Raw genomic sequence first — 16,671 nt, 5'->3', positions numbered from 1 at the left:
CCATTGTGGAGGGCGGTGGCGGGCTTTGCGTGACGGCCGTGTTGCGGCAGTACGACGAGTCTCGGCGGCCGTACGACGAGTCTCGGCGATTGTCGGTGCCGCGCGTTAGGGTCGCCAGACACGGGGGGACGTGTGTGCGGCATACGTCCGGGGATTCGGGGGAGGTGGGGCGCGTGGCCGAGCAGAACTGTCTGGTGAGGAACGACTGGATCTGCGGGGAATATCTCCGCACCCGCAGCCAGGAGTTGACCGACGCGACCCTTCAGCACGTGGGGATCACGGTCGCCGCCGTGGCGATAGGCGTCGCCGTGTCCCTGCCGCTCGCGCTGCTCGCGCGGCGCTGGCGCTTCCTCGCGGGACCGATCCTCGGCGTGACGACCGTGCTCTACTCGGTCCCCTCGCTGGCGATGTTCTCGCTGCTCCTGCCCTTCTTCGGGCTCTCTGTCTCACTGGTCGTCACCGGCCTTGTCCTGTACTCCCTCACGGTCCTCGTGCGGAACATCCTGGCCGGGCTCCAGGCCGTCCCCGAAGAGGCGCGGGACGCCGCGAAGGGCATGGGGTACGGCCCGTTGAGGCTGCTGTGGGAGGTGGAGCTGCCGCTCGCGCTGCCCGCCCTGCTGGCCGGCGTCCGCATCACCACGGTCTCGACGGTCGCCCTGACCACCGTCGGCGCGATCGTGGACTACGGAGGGTTGGGCACGCTCATCCTCGACGGCCTCGACACGACCTTCAAGGCCCAGGTGCTCACGGCATCGGTGCTCTGCGTGCTCCTCGCCGTCACCGCCGACCTGCTGCTGCTCGGACTCCAGCGGTGGCTCACCCCGTGGACGAGGGCCCACCGCAGGCGAATACGGACGAGCCGGGCGTCGAGCGAGGCGGCCACGGCCAAGGTGGCTGAGCCGGTATGAACGCGATCACCGGTGCCTACGACTGGCTGACCACCGGCGCCAACTGGCAGGGCGAGAAGGGAGTGTGGAACCGTCTCGCCGAGCACCTGTACTTCAGCGGTGTCTGCCTCGCCGTCGCGTGCCTCATCGCGCTGCCCCTCGCGCTGTACCTCGGCCACATCGGCAAGGGCGGTGCCCTCGCGGTCAACATCTCGAACGTGGGCCGCGCGGTGCCCACCCTGGCCCTGCTGATCCTGCTCACGCTCACCCCGCTCGGTGAGCACGGCGACGCCCCGACGCTGATCGCGCTGGTGCTCTTCGCCGTGCCGCCGCTGCTGACCAACGCCTACCTCGGGATGCGCGAGGTGGACCGGTCCGTGGTGGAGGCCGCGCGCGGAATGGGGATGAGCGGCGGTCAGCTGTTCGCGCGGGTCGAGCTGCCGCTCGCGTATCCGCTGATCATGACCGGCGTGCGCTCCGCCGGCGTGCAGGTCGTCGCGACGGCCACGCTCGCCGCGATGGCGGGCGAGGGCGGCCTCGGCCGGATCATCACGGCCGGGTTCAACCTGCAGAACACGCCGCAAGTGGTCGCGGGCGCCCTCCTCGTGGCGCTGCTCGCGCTCCTCGTGGAGGGGGTCCTGGTGGTCGCCGGGCGCCTCTTCGACCCGATGCGGCGGTAGGGGCGGCGGGGCTGTCGTGGGGCGAGTTCTGATTCCTTCCTTTCGAAATGGTGGTTCACCGATGAACAGCACAACGCGTCGCGCGCGACGGATGGCAGGGACGGCCGCGGCCGTCGTGGCGCTGACCGCGGGGCTCGCCGCGTGCGGCGGGGACAGCCTGGAGGACGACGGCAAGGGGTCGGACAAGGCGGGCGACGGCAAGAAGGGCTCGCTCGTGGTGGGTTCCGCGCGGTTCACCGAGCAGAAGGTGCTCGCCGAGCTCTACGTGGGAGTCCTGGCGGACGCCGGTTACGACGCGCAGGTCAAGACCGTGCAGAACCGCGAGATCTACAAGCCCGAACTGAAGAAGGGCACGATCGACATCGCGCCCGAATACGCGGCGACGCTCGCGGAATTCCTCAACCTGGAGAAGAACGGCCCGAAGGCGAAGGCCGTCGCCTCCAGCGATCTGGACGCCACGGTGAGCGCTCTGGAGAAGCTCGCGGAGCCGCAGGGGCTGAAGGTGCTGCCGGCCGGCGAGGCGGTCGACCAGAACGCGTTCGCGGTCTCCAAGGAATACGCGGAGAAGCACAAGCTCAAGACCCTCTCGGATCTCGGCAGGTCGGGCGAGAAGGTCAAGATCGCGGCGGGTGACGAATGCGAGTCCCGACCGTTCTGCGCGCCGGGGCTGAAGAAGAAGTACGGCATCGACGTCGCCGGAATCGACCCCAAGGGCGTCGGCACCACGCAGTCCAAGCAGGCCGTCAAGAACGGCACGGACCAGCTGGTGCTGACCACGACGACCGACGCGACGCTGAAGAACTACGACCTCGTCATCCTCGAGGACGACAAGAAGCTGCAGAACGCGGACAACATCCTTCCCGTGGTGAACGCCAAGGAGGCCGGCGGCAAGGAGATAGCCGACGCGCTCGGGAAGCTCACCAAGACGCTCACTACGGAAGACCTCATCGAACTCAACCGGAAGGTCGACGAGGAGCGTCAGAAGGAAGCGGATGTCGCGAAGGAGTACCTCAAGTCGAAGGGCCTGATCTGAAGTTGATCAAGAAGAGGGGTGGGGAGTTGTGGTGAATTACGGAAGTGGTGCCTGCTTTTTGCCCCGCGGGGCACCACGCTTCGCCTACGCGCGGTAAGTTTCTGGCCATGCCACGTGGACGCCACCGCCATTCCCCACCCCTGCACAGGCTGCTTCCTCCCTCGACGGTCGCAGGCGTATCGATTCTCAGCGCCGGCGGCGCCTGGATGTTCGCGGAACCGATCGTGCTCCGCGGGCTCGTCGCGGCCGCGGCCGCCGCTGCCGTCGTCGGCTCGGTCGTCATGCGCCGCTGGGACCAGGCGGCCGGCAAGCGCGTCGCCGAGCTCGGCCGGGCCCGCGCGAGCGACGAGTGGCGCTACGAGGAACGGATAGCCGAGGCCGAGGCCGACCTCGAGGAGTCCCGCGAACTGCGCGGGAAGCTGGAGACGAAGCTGCGCGCCAAGCGCGCCGAGCTGGCGGCCCTGCGCAACGAACACGCGGCGCTCCTGCGGCGGTACGCCACCGCGGAGACGGAGCGGGCCAGCGCCCTGGAGGGGCGGCGGCTGCTCGCCATAGAGGCGACGTCGCCGACGCCCGCGCTGCCGGCCGCCGACGAGAACTCCGGCTCCGGTTACAGCGCCGAAGACCTCGTGCCCGCGGTGCGGGCGGGCGCGCCGTCGCCTGCGGCGCGTACGGAGACCGCCGCCCCGCGTACGGAGACCGCCGTCCCGCGTGAGGCCGACGCCGCGGCGCGTACGGAGAACCCCGCGGCGCCGCGGGCTTCCGTCCGGCCGGACGCGACCCCCACCGCACCCACCCCCTCCCTGTTCCGGATGGCCAACGCGGCGCTCGACCGCATGGCCGAAGCGGCGCCGGAGTCCCCGACGGAAGCGGCGGAGGACGAGTCGCGGGGGAAGCCGGGGGCGGCCGATGGATACGCCGGGCACGAGCGCGCGGTCGCCGTCGCGCCGCCCGTGCAGGCCCGGCGGTCGGTGCCCCAGGGCGGTTTCGACTTCTTCGGCACGAAGAACGTGGCGCCGGCGGCGCTGGAGTCCGTGCAGAACGAGGACCTCGCCGACGTGGTGGGCGAGGAGGCCCTCGCGGTCCACAAGGCCGAGTCCGAAGGCGAGTTCAAGGACGCGCCCGACGGGGACGCGGCGCGGGGCGTCGGCCAGGTCATCGACCTGACGGCCCACGACGAGACGGAACAGATCGACGTGGCGGAGCTGCGGACGGCCCTGCGGGCGTGACGCTCCGCTGTGGTTGAGCGGTGTCCTGGACGCCGGGCCACGGGCCCGGCGATCCCCGCCCGTGCCGGGTGCCCGTCGGAGGCGCCGCTGCGGGACGTGTGGAGCTGGTCGCGCAGTTCCCCGCGCCCCTGAAGGGGCGTTCCCTCCCGGCCTCGTGCGGGCTTACGACATCCAACGGTCCGGTATGGCCTCTCTGCGGCCCGTCCGGGAGCGGTCCGCCTGGGACTGGAGGAGGGCTGACGCCTCCGTGGCGGGGCGCAGGCGGGCCGTCACCGTCTTGTTGGCGCCGGTGTCCACCCGTACGTCGGCCACGCCCTTGTAGCGCTCCCAGGGGCCCTGGGAGAGCCGCACGCTCTGCACCTTGGCGTGCGGCACGAGCGAGACGCGGCGTCTGAACAGGCCGTGGCGGGCCGCGAAGACATCGTCGGTGACCGACAGGCCGTACCCCTTCCACCAGAACGGCACGCACCACGCCGCGCGCGCGGGCGGCCGTGTGAGGTCCGCCGCGTCCGGTACGCGTACGCCCGGCAGGACCCGCCCGATCACCGCCTCGGCGTGTTCCCGCGGCGCGACCGGCACCAGGACGCTGTTCGACGAGCCCGCCACGTCCAGCTCGACCCGCACCCAGCCCATGCGCCGCCACAGCAGCGGCTGCACGACATGGACGGTCTGCACCCGTCCCGGCGGCACGGTCTCGTGCGCCTTGTCGAGCAGCCCGTGGTCGATGCGGATGCCGTCCGGGGACTCGCCGACCGTCCAGTCGTACTCCTTGATGAAGCGGCCGCCGCTGCTCGCGAACGCGCCGCCCAGCATGGGGAGGGCGGTCGCGAGGACCGTCCACACGTTGTGCGTGGCGAGCCAGAGGATCGCGGGCACCACGGTCGCGGCGAGGAGCATCGCCCAGGGGCCGCCGGTCAGCAGCAGGGAGAGGGCGAGCATGCGCGGCTGGACGTGCAGCAGCCCCCGTACGGGAGCCTCGCCGACCTCGCGCGCCTCTTCGGGGGCGAAACCGGCCGCACGCGCGAGCAGTTCGGCCCGCAGCTCGGTGGCGTCCCGCTCGCCGAGATAGGCCAGTTCGTCCTTCTTCTCCGCCCCGACGACGTCCAGCTTGAGCTTGGCGACTCCCGCGATGCGGGCGAGCAGCGGCCGGGTCACGTCGACGGCCTGGAGCCGGTCGAGCCGGATGTGGGCGGCGCGCCGGAAGAACAGGCCGGTCCGTATCCGCAACTCCGTGTCGGTGACGGAGAAGTGCGTGAACCACCAGCTCAGGAAGCCGTAGAGGGCGCCGCCGATGACGACCGCGACGCTTCCGAGGAGCAGCGTGGTGGCGGTCAGTTCGGAGAGGCGCTGCTGTGTGCCGTTCGGGTCGTGGACCGCCCAGCCCACCAGGATCGCGAAGGGCGCCCACGCGCGGCGCAGCGGTGTGACGGGGTGCAGCCGCCGTTCGGCCACCGGACCGTCCGCCACCGGACTGTCCGAGACCTCCTGCGGGGCGTTCACAGCCCCGCCGATCGGGCCTCGCCGAGCTCGGTCAGGCGGTCGCGCAGCCGCTCGGCCTCCTCGGGGAGCAGCCCGGGGATCCGTGCGTCGGTGGCCGCCGCGGCGGTGTGCAGCTGGACGCTCGCGAGCCCGAAGCGCCGCTCCACGGGGCCCGACGTCACCTCGACGAGCTGCATCCTGCCGTACGGCACGACGGTCTCCTCGCGCCACAGCACGCCCCGGCTGATGAGCAGGTCGTCGGCGCGCTCCGCGTACCGCCACGAGCGCCAGTTGCGGCCCAGCATCGGCCAGCCCCAGGCCACGACGGCGAGCGGCAGCAGCGCGAAGGCGGCCCAGGCCGGGCCCGCGAACAGGCCGAGCAGCACACCGACGGCCGCCGCGAGCGGCACCAGCCAGACGACCAGCAGGAGCCGCCGCAGCTTCAGCAATCCGCGCGGCAGCCCGGTCCACACCGGCTCCGTCCGCTGTCCCGCCGGTCCTGCGGGCCCCGCCGTCCCCGTATCCATGCCCCAAGCGTACGTACGTCCGGTGACGGCGGCGTGGGTCGGGAACAGGCGGCCGCGGACGGCGGCGGGTGCGAGAGACTGTGGCCATGAGTCCCACGACGGAGACCACCACGGAGACCACGCTCGGCATCGGCGGCGCGGCGGAGAGCACCGACATGGTGCTCAACATCGGCCCCCAGCACCCGTCCACGCACGGCGTGCTCCGCCTCCGCCTCGTCCTGGACGGCGAGCGCATCCAGCAGGCGGAGCCGGTCATCGGCTACATGCACCGCGGTGCGGAGAAGCTCTTCGAGGCGCGGGACTACCGGCAGATCGTGATGCTGGCCAACCGGCACGACTGGCTGTCGGCGTTCTCGAACGAGCTGGGCGTCGTGCTGGGCGTCGAGCGGATGCTCGGCATGGAGGTCCCGGAGCGCGCCGTGTGGATGCGCACGCTGCTCGCCGAGCTGAACCGCGTCCTGAACCACCTGATGTTCCTCGGGTCGTACCCCCTCGAACTGGGCGGCATCACCCCGGTGTTCCACGCGTTCCGGGAGCGCGAGGAGCTCCAGAACGTGATGGAGGAGATCTCCGGCGGCCGCATGCACTACATGTTCAACCGCGTCGGCGGCCTCAAGGAGGACCTGCCCGCAGGATGGCCCACGCGCGCGCGTGCGGCGGTCGCCTCGGTGCGTTCGCGCATGGACGTGTACGACCGGCTTGTGCTCGGCAACGAGATCTTCCGGGGCCGTACGCGCGGCGTCGGCGTCCTCACTCCGGAGGCGGTGCACGCCTACGGAGTGAGCGGTCCCATCGCCCGCGCCTCCGGAGTTGACTTCGACCTGCGCCGTGACGAGCCGTACCTCGCGTACGCCGAACTGCAGGACACCCTGAAGGTCGTCACGCGCCAAGAGGGCGACTGCCTGGCCCGTTTCGAGTGTCTCCTGGAGCAGACGCACAACGCCCTCGACCTCGCGGACGCCTGCCTGGACCGGCTCGCCGAACTCCCGCAGGGGCCGATCAACCAGCGCCTGCCGAAGGTCCTCAAGGCCCCCGAGGGCCACACGTACGCGTGGACCGAGAACCCCCTCGGCATCAACGGCTACTACCTCGTCAGCAAGGGCGAGAAGACCCCGTACCGTCTCAAGCTGCGCTCGGCCTCGTACAACAACATCCAGGCGCTGACCGAGCTGCTTCCGGGCCAGCTGGTCGCGGACATGGTGGCGATCCTGGGGTCACTGTTCTTCGTGGTCGGCGACATCGACAAGTAGGGCGTCCGGATCGTCCAGCAGGGTGTCCAGACAGACGCCGACGGGCTGGAGCAGCCACCCGAAGTCGCCGAGGCCGCCGGGCGCGGTCAGCTCCGCGGCCTCCCCCGCGCGCGTGAGGGCGCGTACGTACGCCGCCGGGTCGCTGGAGGCGAGAGCGAGCGGCGGGCGGGCGCCGCTCACCCCGAGCCCGCCGAGCGCCGCCCGCTGGCTCAGCAGGGCCGCTCCCGCCGACGCGCAGGCGTCCAGCGCCACGTGGGCCGTGATGTCGCAGCCGCCGTCGGGCACCGGCGCCGTCTCACGGCCCTCTCTGAAGCCCGTCAGCGTCCCGAAGGGCGGTCGGGCGTCCCGGGTGTGGGCGTAGTCGACGGCGACCGCCAGGCCGCGCCTCAGGGACGCCACGGCCGCCGCCCACGCCTCGTCCCGTGGCCGTCCGATCTCCGCGCGCAGACCCGGCTCGGAGTCCAGCGGCCACCAGCGCGCGAGCCAGTCGGCGTCGGGCCCCTCGACGGGGCCGCCCAGGGTCTCGGTGCCGTCGTCGCGTACGAGCACCCGGCGCGCGGTTCCGTCGGCGGCGACCTCGGCGACGTCCAGGGGGACGTTGTCCAGCCACTCGTTGGCGAAGAGCAGGCCCGTGACGCCGTCCGGGGGCGCGTCCCGCCACTCGACGCGCTCGTCGAGGCCCGCGGGACGCTCCGCGCGCTCCACCGCGTACGCGCGCACGCGTGCCGCCACCTCGGCGGGCAGCGCGGCCAGGACGCCCGAGGCCAGCTCGCCGTGGCCGGCGCCCATGTCGACGAAGGCCACCTCGTCCGGGTGACCGAGTTCGGTGTCGAGCCGGGTCAGGAGACGTGCCACGGCGCCCGCGTAGAGGGGCGAGGCGTGCACGGAGGTGCGGAAGTGCGCGGCGGGTCCTTCGGAGCGGCGGTAGAAGCCGACGGGCCCGTACAGGGCGGCCTCCGTGGCCTCGCGCCAGGCGCGCGGTGCCGGGGCGCGCGCCTCTTCGTTGTCGTTCGTCACAGCCCGCAGGCTAAGGGGGCCTCCACCTTGGGGAGTACACGTAGTCGATACGGATCGGACCTCCGGTTGACCCGGGGGCGCCGCCGGGCTGCCTACGCTGGGTTACGTGCAGCGCCTCTATGACTTTCTCCGCAGACACCCGACATGGGTCGACGGCTTCTGGGCCCTCGTCCTGCTCGGGATGTCCGGAATCGGTCTGATGACCATGTCGGAGGCTGAGGGCCGCGATCCGGGGGTGGCGGCGATTCCGATCGCGCTCGGCCTCTTCGTGGTGGTCCTGCTGCGCCGACGGGCCACCGAGAAGATGCTGGTGCTCGCCGCGGTCATCGGCTTCCTCCAGCTCGTCTTCGACGTGGAGACGATGCCCGTGAACTTCGCGATGCTGGTGATCGTCTACACCGCCGCGGCCGACGGGGAGCGGTGGGCCTCACGGTTCGCGCTGGTCGGCGGGTTGTGCGCGGCTCCGCTTTCGATGATGCGCTGGCCCGTGGAGAACACCGGCGCCCTCGGTCTCATCTTCTACACCGTGTTCCAGATGGTGCCCTTCGCGCTCGCCTGGGTCCTCGGCGACTCGATCCGCACCCGCCGTGCCTACCTCGCCCAGCTGGAGGAGCGCGCCGACCGCCTGGAGAGGGAGCGCGAGGCGCAGTCGAAGGTCGCGGTGGCGGCCGAGCGGGCCCGCATCGCACGCGAGCTGCACGACGTCGTCGCGCACAACGTCTCCGTGATGGTGGTCCAGGCCGACGGCGCCGCGTACGTCCTGGACGCCGCGCCCGACCAGGCAAGGAAGGCCCTGGAGACCATCTCGGGCACCGGCAGGCAGGCGCTGGCCGAGATGCGCAGGCTGCTCGGTGTGCTGCGCACCGGCGAGCCCGAGGAGAGCGGCGAGTACGTCCCGCAGCCCGACGTCGAGCAGCTCGACGAGCTCATCGAGCAGGTGCGCACGGCCGGCCTGCCCGTCGACTACAAGGTGGAGGGCACCCCCCGCCCCCTGCCCAGCGGCGTGGAGCTCACCGCGTACCGCATCGTCCAGGAGGCGCTCACCAACACCCGCAAGCACGGCGGGGAGAACGCCGGGGCGAGCGTGCGGCTCGTCTACTTCGACGACGGCCTCGGGCTGCTGGTCGAGGACGACGGCAAGGGCGCCCCGCACGAGCTGTACGAGGACGGCGGCGCCGACGGCTGCGGCCACGGCCTGATCGGCATGCGGGAGCGCGTCGGCATGGTCGGCGGCACGCTGGACGCGGGACCGCGCCCCGGCGGCGGGTTCCGGATCAGCGCGCTGCTGCCCCTCAAGCCCGCACACTGAGAACGACCGACGAACCTTCCGAAGGGACCCCCCTTGATGTCCATCCGCGTGATGCTCGTCGACGACCAGGTGCTGCTGCGCACCGGGTTCCGGATGGTGCTCGCCGCCCAGCCGGACATGGAGGTCGTCGCGGAGGCGGGCGACGGCGTCGAGGCCCTGGAGGTGCTGCGCGCCACCGAGGTCGACGTGGTGCTGATGGACGTCCGCATGCCGAAGCTGGACGGCGTGGAGACGACCCGCCGCGTCTGCCAGGGGGCGAATCCTCCGAAGGTGCTGATCCTGACCACCTTCGACCTCGACGAGTACGCCTTCTCGGGGCTGAAGGCGGGCGCGTCCGGCTTCATGCTCAAGGACGTGCCCCCGGGGGAGCTGCTCGCCGCCATCCGCTCCGTGCACAGCGGCGACGCGGTGGTCGCGCCGTCCACTACGCGGCGCCTCCTCGACCGCTTCGCGCCGATGCTGCCGACCACCGGCGGCCGGCCGGAGCTCAAGCAGCTGGAGCGGCTCACGGACCGTGAGCGCGAGGTGATGATCCTGGTCGCGCAGGGCCTGTCGAACGGCGAGATCGCGGCGCGGCTCGTCCTCTCGGAGGCGACCGTGAAGACACACGTCGGCCGCATCCTGACGAAGCTGGGCCTGCGGGACCGGGTGCAGGTGGTGGTCCTCGCGTACGAGACGGGGCTGGTGCGGGCCGGCGGCACTCCGTAGCCAGGGAGCAGGCAGGGGGAGGGCCTGCTAGCGCAGCACGCCCTCGATGAAGTCGCTGCCCAGGCGGGAGACGACGCCGATGTCCAGCTGGTGCTGGACATAGCGGCCGCGGCGGCGCGTGGTGATCATGTCCGCCTTCTTCAGGACGCTCAGGTGCCTTGATATCTCCGGCGCCGTCATGCCGTGCGCGTCGGCCAGCTCGCTCGTCGTGTACGCCCCGCGCGCGAGGTGGCGGCACAGGCGCATCCGCACCGGGTGGGCGAGCGCGGACATGCGGCGGGTCAGCTGCTCCACGGTGGGCGGAGTGGTGAGGCCGGGGGAGCTGATCGGGTATGTGATGGCGGCCTGCCAGCCCTTGCGGTGCAGCACCCAGAGGTGCGGCCAGCCGAGACTGGTCGGAATGATCACCAGGCCCCCGGAGCCCGTGGTGGTGCGGCCCACGGTGATCTTGTCGACCGTGATGAGCTGCGCTTCCTCGTCCAGGGAGACCACTCCGGAGATGGCCTTCAGGGCCTCCGACAGTCCCTTGCGGCGCAGCAGCTCGGTCTTGTGCCGGGCGTCCGCGGCCAGTTGATGGCTCACCCGTGCCCAGGTGTCGGCGAAGAACGCCTCGTCGCAGTCCTCGAGGAGCGTGCGGAACCACGCCCGGACGACTGGCGGGTCATCGAGCAGCCGCTTGGTGAAGCGGACCTGGTGCGGGCCGCGGGCGGCGGCGAGGTCCAGGGCGCGCCGCTGCACGGCGGGGTCGGAGAGGAGCTTGCGGTCCGGCTCCGCGTACGTCGACTGGCAGGTGAACTCCAGGGCCGCGTCCACGAACTGTTCGTCGGTCAGCTTGTCCAGCTGGTCGAGCTCCTCGGCGAGCGTGGCCCCCGGGAGGGCCCGCTTCCCGGGGAGGCCGGCGAACGGCGTGAAGACGTCGGAGAACGTCGTGCGCCACAGGAAGTCGGCCTCGCACATGCGGTCCGCCAGGCATGGGTCCAGACGCGCGGAGACGGCCGTCGCCCAGCCCTGGAGACCCGGGTGGTGGCCCGGCTCGGACAGTGCGTGCAGCGCCATGCCGAGCTCGGTCAGGGGCGAGGGCGCGACGTGGATCCGCTCCTGGGACAGCCCGCTGATGTCGATGCTCACGCTCATGGCCCCATGGTGCACCCCGCCACTGACAGCGCGGCCGCCGATTGACGAGCGCCGTCAATCGGCGCGACGCGAGCGGGGTGGCGGGAGCAGGCTGGAGTCATCGCCGGAGCCGCCGAAGCCTCCGGCCCCTTCTCCCGCACCCTCCTCCCGCACTCACGGCACCGTGCCCGGGGTTCCTGTAGCCGCGCGCTGTCCGTTAAGTACTATTTATCCCGAAAGGTGAACCGTCATGAGCGTCACCCAGCAGTACCTCCTCGACAGCTACCGCGCCGCCCAGCACGGCCGGCCCGCGCCTCCCGCGCCCGGCGCGCACGACTGGCAGGCCGTCCGCGAGGTCCGCGACTACGGCCGCTTCCGCGCCGTCCTGGCGGAACGCCCCGCACGCGGCAGGTTCCGCGCCGCCCTGGCCCGGCTCGCCCGCGGCGGTCGGCTCAGCGGGGGATCCGTCGCACGAACTCCGCGACCGCTTCCGTGACGTCCTCGGCCGTCCACGCCAGGCCCGCCCCGGTCACGGTGACCTCCGTGACCGAGAGGCCCGGCGGCCCGTCCGGGAACCAGCGCCCGAAGAGCAGGGTGCCGGTCTCCTCTGCCTGCCCGACAGCGGCCTCGTTCAGCACGTCCGGGCCGTACGGCAGCCACACCTGGAACTGATGGGTGTACGGGCGCTCGGGGTGCACGCGCGACCAGGGCACCCCGGCGGCCGCGAACCCCTCCCGCAGCGCATCGGCGACCACGCGCGCGTGGGCGACGTACTCCGGCAGCCGGGGCAGCGTGTTCTTCAGCCCGAGCAGAGCCGACACCGCGGTCGGGAACTGCTGGAACAGCTGTCCTCCGTAGCGGTGGCGCCACACCCTCGCCTCCTCGACGAGCGTGCGCGGACCGGCGAGCGCGGCGCCGCTCAGCCCTTCGAGCGACTTGTAGAACGACACGTACACGGAGTCGGCGAGTGCGGCGATCTCCGCGAGGCCGCGGCCGAAGTGCGGCGTGCACTCCCACAGGCGGGCGCCGTCGAAGTGCACGACCGCGTCCCTTTCACGCGCCGCCGCCACAACCTCCTGGAGCTCCGCCCACTCCGGCAGGACGAAACCGGCGTCCCGGAGCGGCAGTTCGAGCATCAGCGTCCCGAAGGGCTCCTCGAAGTCCCGTACTTCGTCCGCCGTCGGCAGCCGCGGCTCGCCCGTCGGGTGCACCGTGCGCAGCCCGCTGACCGCGCCGAAGGCGCCCCCTTCATGGAGCTCGGGATGCGCCTTCGGGTGCAGCGCCACCGTCGCGTTCCCCGTGCGGCCCGCCCAGCAGCGCAGCGCGACCTGCTGCGCCATGGTCCCGGTCGGGAAGAACGCGGCGTCCTCCTTGCCGAGCAGACGCGCGACCTCGCTCTCCAGGGTGGCGACGACGCCGTCGCCGTAGACGTCCGTGGGGTCGGACGGACCGACGACCTCGGGAGCCGCGGCCGCCAGGGCCGACAGGCGCTCGGCGAGCGGGACGTGCAGGACGGAACGGTGCAGGACGCGAGTCGCGCCCAGAGCGGCGGCGCGACGGCGGGCCGACTGCTGCTCTTCGGTCGCTCCGGCCGACTGCTGTTCTTCGGCTGTGGTGTGGGAGGGCATTGTCCGAGCATGGCCCGTCCGCTGCCACCGGTCATATGAATAACCACAGCCTGTGGACAGCCGAAGACGCGGCCCCGACCGATCGCGTTAGCATGACGAGAAATCGTCCGGTACCCCGAGCGGACTGGAACGGAAGGCGCCGCCGCGTGAACGCATCGCATCAGCCAGACCCGCGGGACCGCCCCGCGAGGCTCACCGTGGGAGTCGTGGGAGCGGGCCGCGTCGGCCCCGCGCTCGCCGCGGCGCTGCAGCTCGCCGGGCACCGCCCGGTGGCCGCGTCCGGCGTCTCCGACACCTCGGTGCGGCGGGCCGCCGCCATGCTGCCCGACGTGCCCCTCGTCCCGCCCGCCGAGGTCCTCGACCGGGCCGACCTGGTGCTCCTGACCGTCCCCGACGACGCCCTGCCCGGCCTCGTGGAGGGCCTCGCCGAGACCGGAGCCGTCCGTCCGGGACAGTTGCTCGTGCACACCTCCGGGCGGTACGGCACCAAGGTCCTGGAGCCCGCCCTGCGCGCCGGCGCCCTGCCGCTGGCGCTGCACCCCGCCATGACGTTCACCGGCACCGCCGTCGACGTGCAGCGCCTGGCCGGGTGCTCCTTCGGCGTGACCGCCCCCGACGAGCTGCGGCTCGCCGCGGAGGCCCTGGTCATCGAGATGGGCGGCGAGCCCGAGTGGATCGCCGAGGAGAACCGCCCGCTCTACCACGCGGCCCTCGCCCTGGGCGCGAACCACCTGGTCACGCTGGTCGCCGAGTCCATGGACCTGCTGCGGGACGCGGGCGTCGAGGCCCCCGACCGGATGCTCGGGCCGCTGCTCGGCGCCGCCCTGGACAACGCGTTGCGGTCGGGCGACGCGGCGCTCACCGGCCCCGTCGCGCGCGGGGACGCCGGCACCGTCGCCGCCCACGTCGCCGAGCTCCGCAAGCACGCCCCGCAGACCGTCGCCGGGTATCTCGCGATGGCCCGCGCCACCGCCGACCGCGCCCTCGCCCACGGCCTGCTCAAGCCGGAGCTCGCCGAGGACCTCCTCGGAGTCCTCGCCACCGGCGCGGGCGGCGACACCACGCCCGAAGGGGGGCCCCGATGACCGGCACGAACACCACACTGCTGCACACCGCCGAGTCCCTGCGCACGCGCACGCGTGCGGGCCGCCGCGCCGTCGTCATGACCATGGGCGCCCTGCACGACGGGCACGCCTCGCTGATCCGCGCCGCCCGCCGCGTCGCCGGACCCGAGGGCGAGGTCGTCGTCACGGTCTTCGTGAACCCGCTGCAGTTCGGCGCGGGCGAGGACCTGGACCGCTACCCCCGCACCCTCGACGCCGACGTCAAGATCGCCGCACAGGCCGGCGCCGACATCGTCTTCGCCCCCGACGTGGACGAGGTCTACCCGGGCGGTGAGCCGCAGGTCCGGGTCGGCGCGGGACCCATGGGCACCGTCCTCGAAGGCGCCACCCGCCCCGGCCACTTCGACGGCATGCTCACCGTCGTCGCCAAGCTGCTGCACCTCACCGCGCCCGACGTGGCGCTGTTCGGACAGAAGGACGCGCAGCAGCTCGCCCTGATCCGCCGCATGGTGCGCGACCTCAACTTCCCCGTGGAGATCGCCGGCGTCCCCACCGTCCGCGAGGACGACGGCCTGGCCCTCTCCAGCCGCAACCGCTACCTCGCCCCGGACGAGCGGCGCACCGCCCTCGCCCTCTCCCAGGCCCTCTTCGCCGGCCGCGACCGGCACGCCGCACAGGAGGCGCTCCGCGCACGGGCCGCCAGCGCGCCCGCCTCACGCGCGCGTGCCGACGCCCTGAACGCGATGGGCGAGTCCCGCGCGGCGGCCGACGCGCACGCCGTGGCGGAGTCCACGGATCCCTCCGCGGCAGGCGGCGGCCCCGCCGCCGTCGTCGCGGCGGCCCGCCTCGTCCTCGACGACGCGGCGCGCCTGCGCCCCCCGCTGGAGCTGGACTACGTGGCCCTGGTGGACCCCGCCGACTTCACCCCGGTCCGCCCCGGCCACACCGGCGAGGCCGTCCTCGCCGTCGCCGCCAAGGTCGGCTCGACGCGGCTGATCGACAACATCCCGCTGACTTTCGGAGCCGCCGTATGAGTGCCACCGGAATACGGCTGCACGCCCCCGCCCCCGGCTGGTCCCTCGACGCCGACATCGTGGTCGTCGGCTCCGGAGTGGCCGGACTGACCGCCGCCCTGCGCTGCGCGGCCGCCGGACTGAAGACCGTCGTGGTGACCAAGGCCCGCCTGGACGACGGCTCCACCCGCTGGGCCCAGGGCGGCGTCGCCGCGGCGCTAGGCGAGGGCGACACCCCCGAACAGCACCTGGACGACACGCTCGTGGCCGGCGCGGGACTCTGCGACGCAGAGGCCGTACGCATCCTCGTCACCGAGGGCCCCGACGCCGTACGCCGCCTCATCGAGACCGGCGCCCACTTCGACACCGGCCCCGAAGGCGCCATCGAGCTGACCCGCGAGGGCGGCCACCACCGCCGCCGCATCGCCCACGCCGGCGGCGACGCCACCGGCGCGGAGATCTCCCGCGCCCTCGTCGAAGCCGTCCGCGCGCGCGGCATACCGACGGTGGAGAACGCGCTGGTGCTCGACCTCCTGACGGACGACGACGGCCGCACCGCCGGTGTCTCCCTGCACGTCATGGGAGAGGGCCAGCACGACGGCGTGGGAGCCGTCCACGCCCCCGCGGTGGTCCTCGCGACCGGCGGCATGGGCCAGGTCTTCTCGGCCACCACCAACCCGTCCGTCTCCACGGGCGACGGCGTCGCGCTCGCCCTGCGCGCGGGCGCCGAGGTCTCCGACCTCGAGTTCGTGCAGTTCCACCCCACCGTGCTCTTCCTCGGGGCGGACGCCGAGGGCCAGCAGCCGCTGGTCTCCGAGGCCGTCCGGGGCGAGGGCGCGCACCTCGTGGACGCCGACGGCGTGCGCTTCATGGTCGGCCAGCACGAGCTCGCCGAGCTGGCCCCCCGCGACATCGTCGCCAAGGGCATCACGCGCCGCATGCTGGAGCAGGGCGCCCAGCACATGTACCTGGACGCCCGGCACTTCGGCGCCGACATGTGGGAGAACCGCTTCCCGACGATCCTCGCCGCCTGCCGCGCCCACGGCATCGACCCGGTCACCGAACCCATCCCGGTCGCCCCCGCCGCGCACTACGCCTCCGGAGGCGTCCGCACCGACCGGCACGGCCGCACCACCGTCCCGGGTCTGTACGCGTGCGGGGAGGTGGCCTGCACCGGTGTCCACGGCGCCAACCGCCTGGCCTCCAACTCCCTCCTGGAAGGCCTCGTCTACGCCGAGCGCATCGCCGCCGACATCACGGCCCGGCACGCGGAGAACGCCCTCCACGCGCGCGTGCCCGTACCCGTCGCCCCGACCGAGACGCCGACGCACCCCCTGCTGCCGGCCGAGGCCCGCTTCGCCATCCAGCGCGTCATGACCGAGGGCGCCGGAGTCATCCGTTCCGCCTCGTCCCTGACCGAGGCGGCGGCGCAGCTGGCCCGCATCCACGCCGAGGCCGCCGGGGCCCTCGCCGAGCACGGCAAGACGGCCGAGCCCGGCGTCGACACCTGGGAGACCACCAACCTCCTGTGCGTCGCCCGCGTCCTGGTGGCCGCCGCCCAGCGCCGCGAGGAGACCCGCGGCTGCCACTGGCGCGAGGACCACGCCGACCGCGACGACACGGCCTGGCGCCGCCACATCGTCGTACGCCTGAATCCCGACAGGACCCTGGCGGCGCACACGACACAGACCCCCGACTTCCCTCCGACCCGTCCCAGTCCCCAGGAGCAGTGAC

General features: G+C 72.8%; 16 protein-coding genes. 11 read left to right on the top strand and 5 right to left on the bottom strand.

The window, feature by feature from the left end; all coding sequences use genetic code 11:
* Window positions 1-173 precede the first annotated feature (173 nt).
* The 4 genes from ACI2L3_RS04220 (at window position 174) to ACI2L3_RS04205 (ending at window position 3,829) form a co-directional block, all read left to right on the top strand.
* Window positions 174-908, top strand: a complete 735-nt coding sequence (locus ACI2L3_RS04220) for an ABC transporter permease (RefSeq protein WP_404750774.1) — start codon at window positions 174-176, stop codon at window positions 906-908.
* A complete protein-coding gene (locus ACI2L3_RS04215; protein WP_404750773.1) occupies window positions 905-1,567 on the top strand; it encodes an ABC transporter permease in 663 nt (220 codons plus the stop codon). The genes ACI2L3_RS04220 and ACI2L3_RS04215 overlap by 4 nt, the downstream gene beginning before the upstream one ends.
* A gap of 61 nt (window positions 1,568-1,628) precedes the next feature.
* Complete coding sequence (locus tag ACI2L3_RS04210) at window positions 1,629-2,600, top strand: ABC transporter substrate-binding protein (protein WP_404750772.1); 972 nt, start codon at window positions 1,629-1,631, stop codon at window positions 2,598-2,600.
* 107 nt (window positions 2,601-2,707) lie between these two features.
* The gene (locus ACI2L3_RS04205; RefSeq protein ID WP_404750771.1) at window positions 2,708-3,829 is read left to right on the top strand and encodes a hypothetical protein; all 1,122 of its coding nucleotides are present in this window, start codon (window positions 2,708-2,710) and stop codon (window positions 3,827-3,829) included.
* A gap of 162 nt (window positions 3,830-3,991) precedes the next feature.
* Here the strand turns inward: ACI2L3_RS04205 and ACI2L3_RS04200 are convergent, their stop codons facing one another.
* Window positions 3,992-5,329 carry a PH domain-containing protein gene (locus tag ACI2L3_RS04200; protein ID WP_404750770.1) on the bottom strand — a complete coding sequence of 446 codons (1,338 nt, stop codon included), beginning with the start codon at window positions 5,327-5,329 and terminating at the stop codon, window positions 3,992-3,994.
* Complete coding sequence (locus ACI2L3_RS04195; RefSeq protein ID WP_404750769.1) at window positions 5,326-5,835, bottom strand: PH domain-containing protein; 510 nt, start codon at window positions 5,833-5,835, stop codon at window positions 5,326-5,328. The genes ACI2L3_RS04200 and ACI2L3_RS04195 overlap by 4 nt, the downstream gene beginning before the upstream one ends.
* Before the next feature lie 86 nt (window positions 5,836-5,921).
* Between ACI2L3_RS04195 and ACI2L3_RS04190 the strand changes: the two genes are divergently transcribed.
* Window positions 5,922-7,085: an NADH-quinone oxidoreductase subunit D gene (locus ACI2L3_RS04190; protein ID WP_404750768.1), complete on the top strand. Its 1,164-nt coding sequence runs from the start codon at window positions 5,922-5,924 to the stop codon at window positions 7,083-7,085.
* On the opposite strand, the gene ACI2L3_RS04185 is transcribed toward ACI2L3_RS04190, so the two are convergent.
* Entirely contained in the window at window positions 7,050-8,102 is a 1,053-nt protein-coding gene (locus tag ACI2L3_RS04185; RefSeq protein ID WP_404750767.1) for an SAM-dependent methyltransferase, read from the bottom strand. The genes ACI2L3_RS04190 and ACI2L3_RS04185 overlap by 36 nt on opposite strands.
* 106 nt (window positions 8,103-8,208) lie before the next feature.
* On the opposite strand from ACI2L3_RS04185, the gene ACI2L3_RS04180 reads away from it, so the two are divergent.
* Both ACI2L3_RS04180 and ACI2L3_RS04175 read left to right on the top strand, forming a co-directional pair.
* On the top strand, window positions 8,209-9,411 hold the full coding sequence (locus ACI2L3_RS04180; RefSeq protein ID WP_404750766.1) for a sensor histidine kinase: 1,203 nt from the start codon (window positions 8,209-8,211) through the stop codon (window positions 9,409-9,411).
* A 36-nt stretch (window positions 9,412-9,447) separates the two neighbouring features.
* Window positions 9,448-10,119, top strand: a complete 672-nt coding sequence (locus tag ACI2L3_RS04175) for a response regulator (protein WP_404750765.1) — start codon at window positions 9,448-9,450, stop codon at window positions 10,117-10,119.
* A gap of 27 nt (window positions 10,120-10,146) precedes the next feature.
* Here the strand turns inward: ACI2L3_RS04175 and ACI2L3_RS04170 are convergent, their stop codons facing one another.
* Window positions 10,147-11,253: a DUF5937 family protein gene (locus tag ACI2L3_RS04170; RefSeq protein WP_404750764.1), complete on the bottom strand. Its 1,107-nt coding sequence runs from the start codon at window positions 11,251-11,253 to the stop codon at window positions 10,147-10,149.
* Window positions 11,254-11,482: 229 nt separating this feature from the next.
* On the opposite strand from ACI2L3_RS04170, the gene ACI2L3_RS04165 reads away from it, so the two are divergent.
* On the top strand, window positions 11,483-11,728 hold the full coding sequence (locus tag ACI2L3_RS04165; protein WP_404750763.1) for a hypothetical protein: 246 nt from the start codon (window positions 11,483-11,485) through the stop codon (window positions 11,726-11,728).
* On the opposite strand, the gene ACI2L3_RS04160 is transcribed toward ACI2L3_RS04165, so the two are convergent.
* Window positions 11,685-12,860 carry a threonine aldolase family protein gene (locus ACI2L3_RS04160; RefSeq protein WP_404750762.1) on the bottom strand — a complete coding sequence of 392 codons (1,176 nt, stop codon included), beginning with the start codon at window positions 12,858-12,860 and terminating at the stop codon, window positions 11,685-11,687. The two genes, ACI2L3_RS04165 and ACI2L3_RS04160, sit on opposite strands and share 44 nt — an antisense overlap.
* A gap of 146 nt (window positions 12,861-13,006) precedes the next feature.
* Here ACI2L3_RS04160 and ACI2L3_RS04155 point away from each other — a divergent pair, with 146 nt between their 5' ends.
* The 3 genes from ACI2L3_RS04155 to ACI2L3_RS04145 are packed head-to-tail and all read left to right on the top strand — an operon-like array spanning window position 13,007 to window position 16,670.
* Window positions 13,007-13,945, top strand: a complete 939-nt coding sequence (locus ACI2L3_RS04155) for a Rossmann-like and DUF2520 domain-containing protein (RefSeq protein WP_404750761.1) — start codon at window positions 13,007-13,009, stop codon at window positions 13,943-13,945.
* Window positions 13,942-14,958 carry a pantoate--beta-alanine ligase gene (gene panC, locus ACI2L3_RS04150; protein ID WP_404750760.1) on the top strand — a complete coding sequence of 339 codons (1,017 nt, stop codon included), beginning with the start codon at window positions 13,942-13,944 and terminating at the stop codon, window positions 14,956-14,958. The genes ACI2L3_RS04155 and panC overlap by 4 nt, the downstream gene beginning before the upstream one ends.
* Entirely contained in the window at window positions 14,955-16,670 is a 1,716-nt protein-coding gene (locus ACI2L3_RS04145) for an L-aspartate oxidase (RefSeq protein WP_404750759.1), read from the top strand. The genes panC and ACI2L3_RS04145 overlap by 4 nt, the downstream gene beginning before the upstream one ends.
* Window position 16,671 lies beyond the last annotated feature (1 nt).

Source organism: Streptomyces sp. NPDC029674, assembly GCF_044903205.1.
In the GTDB taxonomy this organism is placed as follows: domain Bacteria; phylum Actinomycetota; class Actinomycetes; order Streptomycetales; family Streptomycetaceae; genus Streptomyces.
Note: the sequence above shows the minus strand (reverse complement) of the source record. Positions and strands in the feature narration are given on the sequence as shown.